Source organism: Streptomyces mayteni (assembly GCF_054783955.1).
Genome location: NZ_BAAGPR010000145.1, coordinates 1 through 15,832 on the forward strand (window position 1 = coordinate 1; position 15,832 = coordinate 15,832).

11 protein-coding genes are annotated in these 15,832 nt (G+C 73.9%); 4 read left to right on the plus strand and 7 right to left on the minus strand.

The features are described from left to right. Positions 1–992 precede the first annotated feature (992 nt). From murD to rsmH, 7 genes are all read right to left on the minus strand, one after another. On the minus strand, positions 993–2,438 hold the full coding sequence (gene murD / locus ACYVPE_RS35980; protein WP_461038026.1) for a UDP-N-acetylmuramoyl-L-alanine--D-glutamate ligase: 1,446 nt from the start codon (positions 2,436–2,438) through the stop codon (positions 993–995). Beyond that, positions 2,435–3,499, minus strand: a complete 1,065-nt coding sequence (mraY, locus tag ACYVPE_RS35985) for a phospho-N-acetylmuramoyl-pentapeptide-transferase (RefSeq protein WP_461038027.1) — start codon at positions 3,497–3,499, stop codon at positions 2,435–2,437. The genes murD and mraY overlap by 4 nt, the downstream gene beginning before the upstream one ends. Continuing rightward, a complete protein-coding gene (locus ACYVPE_RS35990) occupies positions 3,496–4,926 on the minus strand; it encodes a UDP-N-acetylmuramoyl-tripeptide--D-alanyl-D-alanine ligase (RefSeq protein WP_461038028.1) in 1,431 nt (476 codons plus the stop codon). Before ACYVPE_RS35990 ends, mraY begins: the two co-directional genes overlap by 4 nt. Beyond that, positions 4,923–6,614 (minus strand): UDP-N-acetylmuramoyl-L-alanyl-D-glutamate--2,6-diaminopimelate ligase, encoded by a 1,692-nt coding sequence (locus ACYVPE_RS35995; RefSeq protein WP_461038029.1) that lies wholly within the window; start codon positions 6,612–6,614, stop codon positions 4,923–4,925. Before ACYVPE_RS35995 ends, ACYVPE_RS35990 begins: the two co-directional genes overlap by 4 nt. 106 nt (positions 6,615–6,720) lie before the next feature. Next, positions 6,721–8,586 carry a peptidoglycan D,D-transpeptidase FtsI family protein gene (locus ACYVPE_RS36000; protein WP_461038030.1) on the minus strand — a complete coding sequence of 622 codons (1,866 nt, stop codon included), beginning with the start codon at positions 8,584–8,586 and terminating at the stop codon, positions 6,721–6,723. Continuing rightward, positions 8,583–9,176 carry an FtsB family cell division protein gene (locus tag ACYVPE_RS36005; protein ID WP_461038031.1) on the minus strand — a complete coding sequence of 198 codons (594 nt, stop codon included), beginning with the start codon at positions 9,174–9,176 and terminating at the stop codon, positions 8,583–8,585. The genes ACYVPE_RS36000 and ACYVPE_RS36005 overlap by 4 nt, the downstream gene beginning before the upstream one ends. A 1-nt stretch (position 9,177) precedes the next feature. Further along, positions 9,178–10,155, minus strand: coding sequence for a 16S rRNA (cytosine(1402)-N(4))-methyltransferase RsmH (gene rsmH / locus ACYVPE_RS36010; RefSeq protein WP_461038032.1), 978 nt, complete (start codon positions 10,153–10,155; stop codon positions 9,178–9,180). A gap of 217 nt (positions 10,156–10,372) precedes the next feature. Between rsmH and ACYVPE_RS36015 the strand changes: the two genes are divergently transcribed. From ACYVPE_RS36015 to ACYVPE_RS36030, 4 genes are all read left to right on the plus strand, one after another. Continuing rightward, positions 10,373–10,891, plus strand: coding sequence for a beta-class carbonic anhydrase (locus ACYVPE_RS36015; protein WP_461038033.1), 519 nt, complete (start codon positions 10,373–10,375; stop codon positions 10,889–10,891). Positions 10,892–11,027: 136 nt separating this feature from the next. Continuing rightward, a complete protein-coding gene (locus ACYVPE_RS36020) occupies positions 11,028–12,020 on the plus strand; it encodes an AAA family ATPase (RefSeq protein WP_461038034.1) in 993 nt (330 codons plus the stop codon). Beyond that, positions 12,020–13,330, plus strand: a complete 1,311-nt coding sequence (locus ACYVPE_RS36025; protein ID WP_461038035.1) for a DUF58 domain-containing protein — start codon at positions 12,020–12,022, stop codon at positions 13,328–13,330. The genes ACYVPE_RS36020 and ACYVPE_RS36025 overlap by 1 nt, the downstream gene beginning before the upstream one ends. Positions 13,331–13,373: 43 nt before the next feature. Then, positions 13,374–15,776, plus strand: a complete 2,403-nt coding sequence (locus tag ACYVPE_RS36030; protein ID WP_461038036.1) for a transglutaminase family protein — start codon at positions 13,374–13,376, stop codon at positions 15,774–15,776. Positions 15,777–15,832 lie beyond the last annotated feature (56 nt).

Sequence of the window (15,832 nt, forward strand, 5' to 3'; positions counted from 1 at the left end):
CGGCGGCCGGCTCCGCCCGCGATCCGGCGCCCGACGGCGCCGACGGCCGACGCCACCGAGCGCCGCCAACCGCCCGCAGGCGCTGAGGCAACTGCCGGTCCCTGCCCGGCGGTAGCCGGCCGCGAGGCGGCACCGGCGAGTGACCTGCGGTCAGCGCTCGGCGCCACATCGCCAAGGGGAACATGGCCGCTGCCCACCGCCGCCCACCGCGAAGCGGCGGCAGCAGCGACGCTCGGCGCCGCACCTGCCGTCGGCTCCACAGGAACCGACGCGCCGCACCCGGCCGCGGCCCGCCGCGAAGCGGCACCGGCGAGGACGTCCGCAAGTGACCGGCCATCGGCACCCAGCGCCACATCGCCAAGGGGAACATGGCCGCTGCCCACCGCCGCCCGCCACGAAGCGGCGGTAGCAGCGGCGCTCGGCGCCGCATCGCCGAGGGGAACGTCACCACCGTCGACCGCGGCCCGCCGCGGAGCGGCACCCGTGGCACGGGCACCCGCAAGTGACTGGTCGTCGGCGCCCGGCGCCGCATCGCCCACCGGAACCGACGCGCCCACGGCGCCGCCGGCGGCGGACGCCGGACCAGCCGGCGACTCCGCAGAAACGGACGCCCCACGCCCGGCCGTAGCCGGCCGCGGAGCGGCACCGGTGGCACGGGTGTCCACGAGTGACGGGCGGCCGGTGTCCACGGAAACCCCACCACGGCCGACCACGGCCCGCCGCGAAGCGGCGCCGGCAGCGGCACCGGCCGGCGGCTTCGTGGGAGTCGACGCGTCGCGTTCGGCCGCGACCGGCCGCGGAGCGGCGGTAGCGCGTGACCGGCCGTCGGCGGTCCGGGCCTCGCCGCCCAGGGGGGCGTCGCCGGCCAATGGCCGGCCCCGTGGTCGGCCGTCGTGGGCGGGGTGTGGTCCCCGCGTCGTGGCCCCGTCGTCAGCCGTCATCCCTGGCCCCTCCTCCGGCCCCGCGCCCGCGGTCCGGCGGCCGGCCGTGGGCTACTGCTCGTCCTGGCCGGCGGCCAGCACGTGGACGGCGGCGGCGAAGACGTCGCCGCGTACGTTGTAGTTGGTGAACATATCCATCGAGGCGCAGGCCGGTGCCATCAGGACGGTGTCTCCGGGACGGGCCAGCCGGGTCGCTTCGTGGACCGCCGCCGCCATCGCCCCAGTGTCCGTGCGATCGAGGTCCACGACCGGCACATCCGGGGCGTGTCGCGTCAACGCCTCGGCGATCAGGCCGCGATCGGCCCCGATCAGCACCACGCCCCGCAGCCGGCCGGCGGCGGTGGCGACCAGGTCGTCGAAGGTGGCGCCCTTGGCGAGGCCACCGGCGATCCAGACGACCGGGTCGTAGGCCGCCAGCGAGGCCGCCGCGGCGTGCGGGTTGGTGGCCTTGGAGTCGTCGACGTAGGTGACGCCGCCGACCTCGGCGACCCGCTCGACCCGGTGCGGGTCGGGCCGGAAGGCCCGCAGGCCGTCCCGCACGGCGTGCGGCGGCACGCCGTAGGCGCGGGCCAGCGCGGCGGCGGCCAGCGCGTTGGCGATGTTGTGCGGGGCCGGCGGGTCGACGTCGGTGATCTCGGCGAGCTCCTGGGCCTGCTCGCGGCGGTCCGGCACGAAGGCCCGGTCGGCCAGGATGCCGTCCACCACGCCGAGTTGGGAGAGCCCGGGGGTGCCGAGCGTGAAGCCGACGGCCCGGCAGCCGTCCACGACGTCGGCCTCGCGGACCAGCGCCTCGGTGGCCGGGTCGGCCGCGTTGTAGACGCAGGCGACCTCGTTGCCCTCGTAGACGCGGCCCTTGGCGGCCGCGTAGGCCGCCATCGAGCCGTGCCAGTCCAGGTGGTCGGGGGCCAGGTTGAGCACGGCGCCCGAGTGCGGCCGGACCGAGGGGGCCCAGTGCAGCTGGTAGCTGGAGAGTTCGACGGCGAGCACGTCGTACGGCGGGTCGGCGAGCACCGCGTCGATGATCGGGTCGCCGATGTTGCCCACGGCGGCCGTGCGCAGGCCCGCCGCCGCCAGAACGGCGGCGAGCATGCGCACGGTGGTGGTCTTGCCGTTGGTGCCGGTGACGGCCAGCCACGGCGCGGGCTTCGCGCCGTTCAGACCCCGCAGCCGCCAGGCGATCTCGACGTCGCCGACGACCTCCACGCTGTTCGCCGCCGCAGCGGCGAACAGCGGGCTGTCGGGGCGCCAGCCGGGCGAGGTGACCACCAGCTCCGTGCCCTTGGGCAGGGTGGCACCGTCGCCGAGGCGGGTCTCCACGCCGGCGGCGGCGAGCTCGGCCGCGGTGGCCCGCTGCCGTTCCCCGTCGCCGCCGTCGACGACCGTGACCTCGGCGCCGAGGCCGGCCAGGGCGCGGGCGGCGCTCTCGCCGCTCACGCCGAGGCCGGCGACGGTGATCCTGCGCCCGGCGAAGCCTGCTCGCCCGGAAGTGACTGTCACCAGCCGGCCACCCAACTGCCGTAGAAGACGCCGATACCGAAGATCACGCACATGCCCTGGATGATCCAGAACCTGACCACCACCAGCACCTCGCTCCAGCCCTTGAGCTCGAAGTGGTGCTGGAGCGGCGCCATCTTGAAGACCCGGCGCCCGGTGAGCCGGAAGGATCCGACCTGGATCACCACCGACATGGTGATGAGCACGAACAGGCCGCCGAGGAGGGCGAGCAGCAGTTCGGTGCGGGAGACGATGGCCAGGCCGGCGAGCGCGCCGCCGATGGCCAGCGAGCCGGTGTCGCCCATGAAGATCTTGGCCGGCGACGTGTTCCACCAGAGGAAGCCGAAGAGCGCGCCCATCAGGGCCGCCGCGACCACCGCGGTGTCCAGCGGGTCGCGTACCTCGTAGCAGGAGGCGCCGGCGGTGAGGATGTTGGCGCAGGACTGGCCGTACTGCCAGACGCCGATGAAGACGTAGGCGCCGAAGACCATCACCGAGGCGCCGGTGGCGAGGCCGTCGAGGCCGTCGGTGAGGTTCACGCCGTTGGACATGGCGAGCACCATGAACAGCGCCCACAGCACGAAGAGCACCGGGCCGATGGACCAGCTGAAGTCCTGGACGAACGACAGGTGGGTGGAGGCCGGGGTCAGGTCGCGGGAGTCGGCGAAGTTCAGCGAGAGGATCGCGAACGCGACGCCCACGATGAACTGGCCGAGCATCTTGGCGCCGGCCCGCAGGCCGAGGCTGCGCCGCCTGACGATCTTGATGTAGTCGTCGAGGAAGCCGACCAGGCCCATCCCGGCGAACAGGAAGAGCACCAACAGGGCGGAGATGCTTGGCTCTTCGCTCGTGATGACCTTGGTGAGCACATAGGCGACCAGGGTGGCCAGGATGAACGCGATGCCACCCATGGTCGGGGTGCCGCGCTTGCTCTGGTGCTCGCGCGGGCCGTCGTCCCGGATGTACTGGCCGTATCCCTTGCGGGCCAGCAGCTTGATCAGCAGCGGGGTGCCGACCAGGGTGAGGAAGAGTCCGATGGCGCCGGAGAAGAGGATCTGCCTCATCGGGCGGCGACCTCGCCATCGGCGTCGCCCGCCAGCAGCTGGGCGGCGACCTGCTCCAGGCCCACCGACCTGGACGCCTTCACCAGCACCACATCTCCCGGTCGCAGCTCTCCGCGCAGCAGCTCGACGGCTGCCCGAGCGTCGGACACGTGCACCGACTCCTCACCCCACGAACCCTCGTTCTTGGCGCCCATGTCCATCCAGACGGCTTCCTGACCGCCCACGGACACAAGCTTGTTGACGTTGAGTCGAACGGCCAGCCGTCCGACAGCGTCGTGCTCGGCGAACGTCTCGTCCCCGAGCTCGGCCATCCGGCCGAGCACCGCCCAGGTGCGTCCCCCTTCCGCCCTGGCGGCCTCGCCCATGGCGGCGAGTGCGCGCAGCGCCGCGCGCATGGAGTCGGGGTTCGCGTTGTAGGCGTCGTTGACGATGGTCACGCCGTCCGCTCGCTCGGTGACCTCCATCCGCCACTTCGAGAGCGGGTCCGCGGCGGCGAGTGTTTCAGCGATCGCCTCCGCGGACATGCCTACCTCATGCGCAACAGCCGCAGCGGCAAGCGCGTTCGACACATGGTGCTCACCGTACAACCGCATGGTCACATCGGCGCACCCGGTGGGGGTGGTCAGGCGGAAGCTCGGCCTGCCCTGGGCCGTGAGGCGGATGTGCTCGGCGCGGATCGAGGCTTCCTCGGATTCGCCGAAGAACACGATCTTGGCGCTGGTGCGCGCGGCCATGGCCCGCACCAGTGGATCGTCGGCGTTCAGGATGGCCACGCCGCCCTCGGCGGCCGGCGGCAGGGCCTCGACGAGTTCGCCCTTTGCCTGTGCGATGGCCTCCCGCCCGCCGAACTCGCCGATGTGCGCGGTGCCCACGTTGAGCACCAGGCCGACGCGGGGTGGGGTCAGCTCGGTGAGATGGCGGATGTGACCGATGCCTCTGGCACCCATCTCGAGCACCAGATAGCGGGTGGCCTCCTCGGTTCGCAGGGCGGTGAGCGGCAGGCCGATCTCGTTGTTGAACGAGCCCGGGGTGAAGACGGTGGGGCCGACGCGCGTGAGGACCTGGGCGACCAGGTCCTTGGTGCTGGTCTTGCCGGCGGAGCCGGTCAGCGCGACGACGGTGGGATCGAGAGCGCGGACGGTGTGTCTCGCGAGCTCGCTGAGTGCGGCGACCACGTCGTCGACGACGACCGCGGGCACGCCGACGGGGCGGCTGGCGAGCACGACGGCGGCGCCGGCGGCGGTGGCCGCGGCGGCGAAGTCGTGGCCGTCCACGCGTTCCCCTGGGAGGGCGGCGAAGAGGGATCCGGGCTCGACCAGCCGGGAGTCGATGACCGCCGGCCCCGTGATGAGGGGTGGCGACTCCGGTATGTCATGCGGTTCTCCCCGCACGACGTGGATGAGCTCGGCAACGGAAAGGGGGATCACTGCAACGGGCCTCGCCTGGCGTTGGGGCTGGGGTGGGGCGAGCGGCGGCGCTCGATGGCGGCGCGCAGCTCCTGTCGATCGTCGAAGGGCCGGATGACTCCGGCGATGTCCTGCCCGCGCTCGTGTCCCTTGCCGGCCACCAGGACGACGTCGCCTGCCTCGGCGCGCGCCACGGCCGCCTCGATGGCGGCCGCCCTGTCCTCCTCGACGAGCACGGTGCCGCGCTCGTGAGCGGGCACCTCGGCGGCGCCGGCCAGCATGGCGGCCAGGATGGCCAGGGGGTCCTCGGAGCGCGGGTTGTCCGAGGTGAGCACGGCGGTGTCGGCGAGCCTGGCCAGCGCGGCGCCCATCCGCTGCCGCTTGTGCGGGTCGCGGTCGCCGCCGCAGCCGAGCACGGCGTGCAGCCGGCCCTCGGTGACCTTGCGCAGGGCGTGCAGCACCGACTCGACGGCGTCCGGCTTGTGGGCGTAGTCGACCACGGCCAGGTAGGGCTGGCCGGCGTCCACCCGCTCCAGGCGGCCCGGCACGCCGGGCACGGCGCCGATGCCGTCCGCGGCGGTCCCCGGGTCCGCGCCGGCCACGGCGAGCGCGACGATGGCGGCCAGCGCGTTGGAGACGTTGAAGGGTCCTGGCAGCGGGGCCACGGCGCGCACCCGGGCGCCGGTGGGGCCGACGGCGGTGAAGGTCGAGCCGAGCGGGCCGAGTTCGACGCCCTCGGCGCGCCAGTCGGCGTCGGGGTGCCCCTCGGCTGAGTAGGTGGTGACGGCGACGCCGGCGTCGGCGGCCAGCCGGCGGCCGTACTCGTCGTCCAGGTTGACCACCGCGGCGCGGGCCCGGCCGGTGGTGAACAGCTGGGCCTTGCTCTGGAAGTAGTCCTCCATGTCCTGGTGGAAGTCCAGGTGTTCGGGACTCAGGTTGGTGAACACCGCCACGTCGAACACGCAGCCGTCGACCCGGCCCATCACGAGGGCGTGGCTGGAGACCTCCATGGCGACCGAGCCGACGCCGCGTTCGCGCATCACGGCGAACAGCGCCTGGAGGTCGGTGGCCTCGGGGGTGGTGTGGGTGGACTTCAGCGCCTCGTCGCCGATCCGGGTCTCCACGGTGCCGATCAGCCCGGTGGCGGCGCCGTCGGTGGGCCCGCCCTTGCCGAAGGCCGCGCGCAGCCCGCCCTCGATCAGATAGGCGGTGGTGGTCTTGCCCGAGGTGCCGGTGACGCCGATCTGGAGCAGGTCGCGGCCCGGGTCGTCGTAGACGGCCACGGCCAGGGCGCCCATCCGGGCGCGCGGGTCGGGCACGGTCAGCACCGGGAGCCCGGTGGCGGCGGCGCGCTGGGTGCCTGAGGGGTCGGTGAGCACGGCGAGGGCGCCGTTGCTCGCGGCCTGGGCGACGAAGTCGGCGCCGTGGAAGCGGGCGCCGGCGAACGCCACGTAGACGTCGCCGGGGCGGACGGCACGCGAGTCGTGGGTGATGCCGGTGACCACGGCCGGCGTGGCCTCGGCCCCGCCGGCGGCCGGCGCCGGGGGTTCGACGCCCAGCAGTTCGGCCAGCTCCGCCAGGGACACCGGCCTGGTGTGTGCCGGGCGCGGTGCCGCGAGAGTGTGATCAGCGTGGGGCACGGCGGTGAGCGTACCCGTCGGGGTGGGGGTCGAGCTAAACGAGGTGGACCCGTCGGTGATGGTTCTCACGTAGCTGTGCTCCGCTCGTTCGGGTGATTCGGCAGGGCCTCGCGGCGGCAGTGCGACGGCCTTGCCACGGTTTTCCGGCTGGTCAGCCGGCTGGTCGGGCGACTGGTCAGGCCCCGGGGTCGAAGGTCACCGGCAGGCCGGCGAACTCCTCGCCGGTGGGCGGCACCCGCAGGGCCGACAGAGTGAACCGCATGACCTCGTTGAAGACGGGGCCGCAGACCTCGCTGCCGGTGTAGGGGCCGTCCGTCGGGTTCTGGACGGCGCAGTAGACGGTGACGCGGGGGTCGTCGGCGGGGGCGAAGCCGGCGAAGGACGAGGTGTAGCCGCTGTAGCGGCCCGTCTCGGGGTCCACGCGGTTGGAGGTGCCGGTCTTGCCTGCGACCCGGTAGCCGGGGATGCGGGCGGCCTGCCCGGTGCCCTCCGGGGAGGCGACGACGGTCTCCAGCATCTCGGTGAGCTGGGCCGCGGTCTCCTCGCTGACGACCCGGCTGCGCTCGGGGTCGGGGGCCGCCTCGTAGTCGCCTTCGGGCCCCGTGGTGCCGCGCACCAGACGCGGGGTGATCCGCTCGCCGCCGTTGGCGATGGTGGAGTAGACGGAGGCGGCCTGCACGGCGTTGACGGAGAGGCCCTGCCCGAACGGGATCGTGTACTGCTGGGAGGCGTCCCAGTCGCCCGGTCCCGCCACGATGCCGGGGGTCTCGCCTGGGAAGCCGAGCCCGGTGGGCTGGCCGAAGCCGAAGGCGGTCAGGTAGCTGTGCAGGACCTCGTTGGCCTCGGGCTGGGTCTCGCCCAGCTGCTCGGCGGCGAGGATGGTGCCGATGTTGCTCGACTTGGCGAGCACCCCGGCCAGCGTCAGGTACCAGGTCTCGTGCTCGATGTTGTCGCCGAAGCTGCGGTCGGCGCGGGGCAGCCGGTTGGGCACCGTGACATGGGTGTCGATGGCGGCGGCGCCCTCCTCGAGGACGGCGGCCATGGTGACGAGCTTGCTGGTGGAGCCCGGCTCGTAGGCGTCCTCGACGGCTGGGTTGCGCAGTCGGCCGGCGCTGGCCGAGCCGATGTCGTTGGGGTCGTAGCCGGGGGCGCTCGCCATGGCGAGGAGCTCGCCGGTGACGGTGTCCTGGACGATCACGTAGCCGCTGTTCGCCTGGGACTCCTCGACCTGTTCCGCGATGGCGCGCTGGGCGGCCCACTGGATGTCCCGGTCCAGGGTGAGCTCCATGTCGGTGCCCGGCACGGCCGGGTCCTCGCTGCCGCCCGCGGTGGGCACCCGGCGGCCGGCCGACTGGGCGTAGGTGATGCTGCCGGCCTCGCCGGTCAGCTCGGCGTCGAGTTCGGCCTCGAGGCCGCCGCCGCCCACCCCCTCGCCGTTGACGAAGCCGAGCACGGCGGCGGCGAGGTCGCCGTTGGGGTAGACGCGCTTGGGGTTCTCCTCGTAGAAGACGCCGGAGAGCACCTGGTCGCCGGTGCCCTTGTCGACCTGTTCCGCGAGGTTGTTGCGCAGGTCGCGGATCTGGCTCCAGACCTGCGGGGTCTGTTGGCGGGCGAGCAGCGCGTACCGCTCGTCCCCATCGTCGAGCAGGTCGACGAGGTCGGCCTCGTCGCGGCCGAGGATCGGGGCGAGGAGGGCGGCGGCCTGTTCCGGGGCGTCGGCGACCTCGGTGGCCTCCTCGGTGAACATCGAGGGGTCGGCGGTGATGTCGTAGGCGTCGACCGTGGTCGCCAGGGCGTTGCCGTTGCGGTCGGTGATGTCGCCCCGCTGGGGGGCGAGCGGCACGGTGACGATGCGGTTGCGGGAGGCCTCCTCGGCGTAGGAGGCCGCGCCCATCGCCTGGACCTGCACGAGGCGGCCGCCGAAGACGAGCATCACCAGGGTGAGCCCGATGCCGACGAACCGCAGCCTGGGGCGGGGGCTGCCGAGCCGCAGCGAGCCGGCGTCCCGCCGGGCCTTGGGCGTCCTTGCTCCACTGCTCACGGCCGCTCCGATCCGTTGCTCTCGGCGGTGCCCCGCTCGGTCGGGGTCCGGTGGGCGGCCCGGGAGGCCGGGTCGGCCGGCGGGCCGCTTGGCATGGCGCCGCGGCCGGACGACGGCCGGTCGGCTTCGTGGGCGGCCGGCGCGGCCTCCGCGTTCCTGGCGTCGTCCTCGTCGTCGGGGTTCCCGGCCGGCGCGGACCTGGCGGTGGCCCCTTCCGCGTCGGACGTCGGCTCGGGCGCCGGCGTCGGGTCCGTCTCGCCGAGCAGGGAGCCGTCGGGGGCGAGGAAGGCGGGCGGGCCGCCGGGGACCATCCCGAGCTCGCGGGCGCGCTCGGCGAGCGCGTCGGGCGCCGAGTAGCCGTCCACCTCGGCCTGGAGTTCCTGCTGCTGATCCGTCAGCTCCTGGGTCTCCCGGCGCAGCTCGCTCAGCTCGAACGAGCCCTCGTTGAGCGAGGCGTTCAGGAACAGCAGCCCCAGCATGCCCGAGCCGAGCAGCAGTACCACCAGGAGCACGAACGGGGTTCTGGCGGCCGTCGTCGAGCCCTTGGGGACCAGTCCTGCCAGCCGACCTAGACGCTGCTGCGGGCCCATCTCAGGTCGCCTCCCTGATCCGTTCCGCCGCGCGCAGCCGGGCCGGCGCGGCGCGCTTGTTCTCGGCGAGCTCCGCCTCGTCCGGCTGTTCCGCGCCGCGGGTCAGCAGCCGCAGCCTGGGCTGGTACTGCTCGGGCACCACCGGCAGCCCCGGGGGCGCGGTGTTCTCGGCGCCCTGGCCGAGTACCCGCTTGACCAGGCGGTCCTCGAGCGAGTGGTAGGAGAGCACGGCGATCCGGCCGCCGACGGCCAGCGCCTCGACCGCGGCCGGCAGGGCGCGCTCCAGGACGGCGAGTTCGCCGTTGACCTCGATCCGCAGGGCCTGGAAGGTGCGCTTGGCCGGGTTGCCGCCGGTGCGCATCGCGGCCTGGGGCAGCGCCTGGCGGATCAGCGCGACCAGTTGGGCGCTGCCGGTGATGGGGGCGCGGGCCCGCTCGCGGACCACCGCGTCGACGATCCGGCGCGCGAACCGCTCCTCGCCGTAGATCCGCAGCACCCGGACGAGCTCGCCCGGCGGGTAGGTGTTGAGGACGTCGGCGGCGCTCGGCCCGGTGGACTGGTCCATCCGCATGTCGAGCGGGGCGTCCTGGGCGTAGGCGAAGCCGCGGTCGGCCTCGTCGAGCTGCATCGAGGAGACGCCGAGGTCGAAGAGCACGCCCGCGACCCGGAGGATGTCCAAGCGGGCCAGCGCGGCGGGGAGTTCGTCGTAGACGGCGTGCACCAGGGTGGCCCGGTCGCCGAAGCGGGCCAGCCGCTCGCCGGCGAGGGCGAGCGCGGCCGGGTCGCGGTCGAGGGCGACCAGCCGGCTGTCGGGGAAGGTGTCGAGCAGCGCCTCGCTGTGGCCGCCGAGGCCCAGGGTGCAGTCCACCACGACGGCCCCCGGCCGGTCGCGCAGCGCGGGGGCGAGGAGGTCGAGACAGCGCCGGAGCATGACGGGGCGGTGCCGGGCCTCCGGCGGCCGGTCGTTGCTGGTCGTCATGTGCCTTCCGGGGGAGGTGGGAGGGAGAGGCGGTGACGGGCGAAGACGGCGGCCTACGGAATCACGCACACGCCTCCCAGTGCGCGTCACCCTAGCCCACCTGTTTCCACGATCTATCACTGAGGTTGATCGGACGCCGCGTTTCGGCGCGGGCCTGTGAGCCGAGTCACCTTCCTGGGCGAGACGACCCCCAGGTACTCGTATTAACGTCCCAGATATGCCTCATACGGTCACAGACGAACTGGTCAGCGCCAATGCCCGTTACGCCGATCGGTTCTCCGATCCCGGCATGGACGCCAGGCCCGTACGCAGGGTGGCGATCGTCGCCTGCATGGACGCCCGCCTGGACCTACACTCCGCCCTCGGCCTGAGCCTGGGCGACTGCCACACCATCCGCAACGCCGGTGGGGTGGTCACCGACGACATCATCCGCTCACTGACGATCAGCCAGCGCAAGCTCGGCACCCGTTCCGTGGTGCTCATCCACCACACCGGCTGCGGCCTGCTCAGCCTGACCGAGGACTTCAGGCACGAGCTGGAGCACGAGGTCGGGCAGCGACCCGGCTGGGCGGTGGAGTCGTTCACCGATCTGGATCAGGACGTTCGCCAGTCCATGGCGCGCGTGCGGACCTCGCCTTTCCTGCCGCACACTGACGATGTACGCGGCTTCGTGTTCGATGTGACGACGGGTCTGCTGCGGGAGGTGGATCCGGCCAGCCCCGCGGCGGCGACGTGACGAGCGGCCGTCGTAGTGTGAAGAATGCTGGGCGGAAGGAAACCGCCCGGCGCGATTCGGATGTCCGGGTAATCGGTATGGCCCGGTCGCACTTCGAGCCGGGCCCTGGATGAGTTAAAGGGCCGAGGAGGGCCGGGTGACGACCTATGAGGAGCAGACCAAGCTCACCGATCTGAGCGCCACGGCGGAGCAGGTGCGCCACGCCGTGGAGAGCGTGATCGAGGGCAAGCCGGAGGTCGTCCGGCTCTCGCTGACGGTGCTGCTCGCCGGAGGACACCTGCTCCTCGAGGACGTCCCGGGTGTCGGAAAGACGATGCTCGCCAAGGCGCTCGCGAAGTCGATCGACTGTTCGGTGCAGCGGGTCCAGTTCACGCCGGACCTGCTGCCCACCGACATCACCGGGGTCAGCGTCTACGACCAGCAGCGCAACGAGTTCGAGTTCAAGCCGGGCGCCATCTTCGCCCAGATCGTGATCGGCGACGAGATCAACCGGGCCTCGCCCAAGACCCAGTCGGCGCTCCTCGAGTCCATGGAGGAACGCCAGGTCACGGCGGACGGGCGGACCTACGAGCTGCCGAACCCCTTCATGGTGATCGCCACCCAGAACCCGGTGGAGATGGAGGGCACCTACCCGCTGCCCGAGGCGCAGCGCGACCGGTTCATGGCCCGGGTGTCGATGGGCTACCCGAGCCCGGAGGCCGAGATGCGGATGCTGGCCTCGCACGGCGGGGCCTCCCCGCTCGACGCGCTGCGGCCGGCGGCGCACGCGCACGACGTGCTGCGGCTGATCGACGCGGTGCGCGAGGTGCACGTGGCCGATCCGGTGCGGCGGTACGCGGTTGACCTGGCCGCCGCCACCAGGACCCACCCCGAGCTGCGGCTCGGCGCCTCGCCGCGCGCCACCCTGCACCTGCTGCGGGCCGCCAAGGCGGCGGCCGCGCTGGCCGGCCGGAACTTCGTGCTCCCCGACGACATCCAGCGGCTGGCGGTGCCGGTGCTCGCGCACCGGCTGCTGCCCACCGCGCACGCCCAGTTGAACCGCCACAGCACCGAGCAGTTCGTCACCGACATCGTGCGCGGCACACCCGTGCCCGACCCGTACGCCGCCCAGCCCCAGCGGGGCTTCTGATGTCGCACCCCCATCCCGCCGGGACGGGCGGGGGCGCGGGTGAGGACGACCGGGGCCCGCTGCGGGCCGCGTTCGGCGGGCTGACCACCAGGGGCCGCTCGTTCCTGGCCGCGGGCGGCGCCGCCGGCGTGTGCGCGTACGTGCTCGGCCAGCCCGACCTGCTGCGGGTCGGCGCGCTGCTGGCCGCGCTTCCGCTGCTCTGCGTGCTGGTGCTGCACGGCACGCGCAGCCGGGTGACGGCGGCGCGCAGCGTGACGCCGGCCCGGGTGTCGGCGGGCGACGAGACCCGGGTGCACCTGCGGGTCGACAACGTGGCGCGGATCCCCAGCGGGCTGCTGATGCTCCAGGACCGGGTGCCCTACGTGCTGGGGCCGCGCCCCCGGTTCATGCTGGACCGGATCGAGCCCGGCGGCCGGCGCGAGGTGACGTACCGGGTCCGCTCCGAGCAGCGTGGCCGGTATCCGCTCGGGCCGCTCCAGCTGCGGCTGGCCGACCCGTTCGGGATGGTGGAGCTGAGCAGGTCGTTCACGTCGTTCGACACGATGACGGTGCTGCCGAGGATCGAGCCGCTGCCGCCGGTGCGGCTCGGCGGGGACGCCAACGGGCACGGCGAGGGCCGGCAGCGCGCGCTGGCGATCTCCGGGGACGACGACATCATCCCCCGCGACTACCGGCACGGCGACGACCTGCGGCGGGTGCACTGGCGGTCGACGGCGCACCGCGGCTCGCTGATGGTGCGTCGGGAGGAGCAGCCGCTCAAGGCGCGCTGCACGGTGCTGCTCGACACCCGGCGGACGGCCTACGTGTCGTCGGGCCCCGACTCGGCGTTCGAGCGGGCGGTGTCAGGCGCCGCCTCCGCGGCGTTCCACCTGATGGCGCAGGGCTACGAGGTACGTCTGGTGACGGACGCCGGGCTGCTCGTGCCAGGTCCCGAGGGTCAGGCCGGGGACACCACCGAGCTGACCGCGCTGATCATGGAGACGCTCGCGGTGATCGGCCACTCGGCCGGCACCTCGTTCTCCGACGCGCGGGCGGCGCTGCGGGCGACCGACTCCGGGCTGCTGCTCGGCTTCCTCGGCACGGTGAGCGAGGAGGACGCCGCGGAGCTCGACGGGCTGCGGCAGCGGGCGAACGGCGCCGTCGGGTTCGTGGCGTCGGGTCAGCTGCCGCCCGAGGCGGAGACCGCGCGGCTGCGGGCGCTCACCCTCGCGGGCTGGGCGGCGCTGCCGCTGGTGCCCGGGGTGCCGCTCGGCCAGTCCTGGCAGCAGGCGGCGCTGGAGTTGGCGGCCCGGGACGTGGGGGCGCGATGAGCGGACGTGCGGGGAGCCGGAGGAGGAGCGGGGAGCCGGTCGGATGAATGGGCTGATAGACGGCAGGATCCGGATCGCCTGCGCCGCCTGGCTGGCGACCGTGGCGGCGGCGAGCGCGCTGCTGCCACTGGTGGACGGCGCGGACTGGATGCTCCAGGCGGCCGTCCTGTTGGGCGCGCAGACCCTGGTGGGCCTGGCGTTGCGCTGGCGCGGGCTGCACCCGGCGATCACGGTCGGGGCGCAGACCGCCACGTCCCTGGTGCTGCTGACCGTGGTCATGGCGCCTGACTACGCGACGTTCGGGCTGCTGCCCGGGCCGCAGGTGTTCGAACAGTTCGGGCTGCTGCTGCGGGACGGCGCCGAGGACATCGGCCACTACGTGGCGCCGGCGCCGGCCACCGAGGGCATCCGGATGATGGTGTTCGGCGGCGTGCTGCTGATCGGGCTGCTGGTCGACGTGCTGGCCGTGACGGCCCGCAGCGCCGCCTCGGCCGGGCTGCCGCTGCTCGCGCTGTACTCGGTGGCGGCCGGCGTGGCCCAGGAGGGGCCCGGCTGGCCCTACTTCCTGCTCGCGGCCGCCGGCTACCTGGTGCTGCTGCTCGCCGAGGGCCGGGACCGGCTCACCCGGTGGGGCAGGTTCTTCGCCGGGCACGGCCCGGCCCAGGGCGTGCCGGCCGAGCCACGCGCCGTGACGATGGGCCCGCGCGCCCGCACCGGGCGCCGGATCGGCGTGCTGACGCTGGGCGTGGCGGTGCTCGCGCCGGCCGCACTGCCGTCGCTCGGCGAGGGGCTGCTCGACCTCGACGGCAGCGGGGGCGCGGGACGGAGCAACGCGGGTGACGTCATCTCGGTCAACCCGGTGGTGGCGCTCCAGGACCAGCTGAACCAGCAGCAGGACCGCGCGGTGCTGAGCTACCGCACGACCAGCGCCGAGCCGTCGGAGATGTATCTGCGGCTGATCGCGCTCGACGAGTTCACCGGCCAGGAGTGGCGCTCCTCGCGCTGGTACGAGAACCAGACGCCCGAGGCGCCCTGGCCGGTGACGGGCCTCTCGGACGAGGTGGCCACGACGTCGGTCACCACGACGGTCGAGGTCGCCGACTACTACGCGCAGAACTCGTTGCCCGTGCCGTACCCGGCGACCTCGGTGACCGTCGAGGGCAACTGGCTGTTCGACCGCGGCACCCAGACGCTGGTGACCAACCAGCAGGGGCGTACCAGCGCCGGCAGCACCTACGAGATCGAGCACCTGCTGGTGCGGCCGACCGCCGACCAGCTGGCCCAGGCCCCGGAGCCCTCGCAGGAGTTGACGGACTACTACACCCGGGTGCCGGACAACCTGCCGCAGGAGGTGGCGGCGACGGCGCTCAGCGTCACGTCGAGCGCCACCACCGACTTCGACCGCGCGGTGGCCCTCCAGGACTGGTTCACCAGGGACGGCGGCTTCCGCTACGACACCTCGGTCGCCTCGGGCAACGGCACCCAGGCCATCGTGAACTTCCTCCAGCAACGCGAGGGGTTCTGCGTCCACTTCGCCTTCACCATGGCCGCGATGGCCCGCACGCTCGGCATCCCGGCACAGGTGGCCGTGGGCTTCACGCCCGGCACCCGGCAGCCGGGCGGCGCGTACGAGGTGGGCGTGCACAACGCGCACGCCTGGCCCGAGCTCTACTTCCAGGGCGTCGGCTGGGTGCGGTTCGAGCCCACGCCCGGCCAGGGCAACGCCCCCTCCTACACCCGGCCGGAGGAGAGCGCGCCCAGCGAGGAGAACCCGGAGGAGGAGCAGGAGGAGGCCGCGCCGGTCACCCCCTCGCCGACCGAGGGCCCGACCCCGACCGACCCGTGCCAGCGGGACGGCAACGCGGCCGGCTGCCAGGACCAGCAGCAGACGCCGGAGAGCGACCGCCGCGAGGCGGGCGTGCCGATCTGGCCGATCCTCTGGGGCGGCGGCGGGCTGCTGCTCCTGCTGCTGGTCGTGGCCCCATCGCTGTGGCGCTCCCGCGGCAGGGCGCGGCGGCTCAGGGACGGCCACCACGGGCCGCTGCCGGCCTGGCGGGAACTCCTCGACAGCGCCTGGGACTTCGGCATCACGCCGCTGGCGTACGAGACGCCGCGGCAGGCGGCGGAGCGGATCGTCAGGGTCGCCGAGCTGCCGGCGGAGCCGGCGGCGGCGGTGCGGCGGGTGGCGGCCGCGGTGGAGCGGACGATGGACGCGCCGGCCGCGCCGGCCGCGCCGGAGGCGCGGGTCGCACCGGAGGCGGCGGACGCGCTGGCCGCGCTCGCCGGCCTGCGGGGCACGGCGGGGCGGTGGGCCCGGGTACGGGCCTTGCTGCTGCCGCGTTCCGCCATTCGAGTGACGTACGGGCTGGCGGTCCGGTGGGCGGCGGTGAGCGACCGTGCTCGGGGGCTCGTCCCCCGGCGGTTCCGGCACGGGCCGGCGCGGTGACGCGGGGGGTGGGTGCGGCGGGGGTTCTCCCCCCCCCCCCCCCCCCCCCCCCCGGC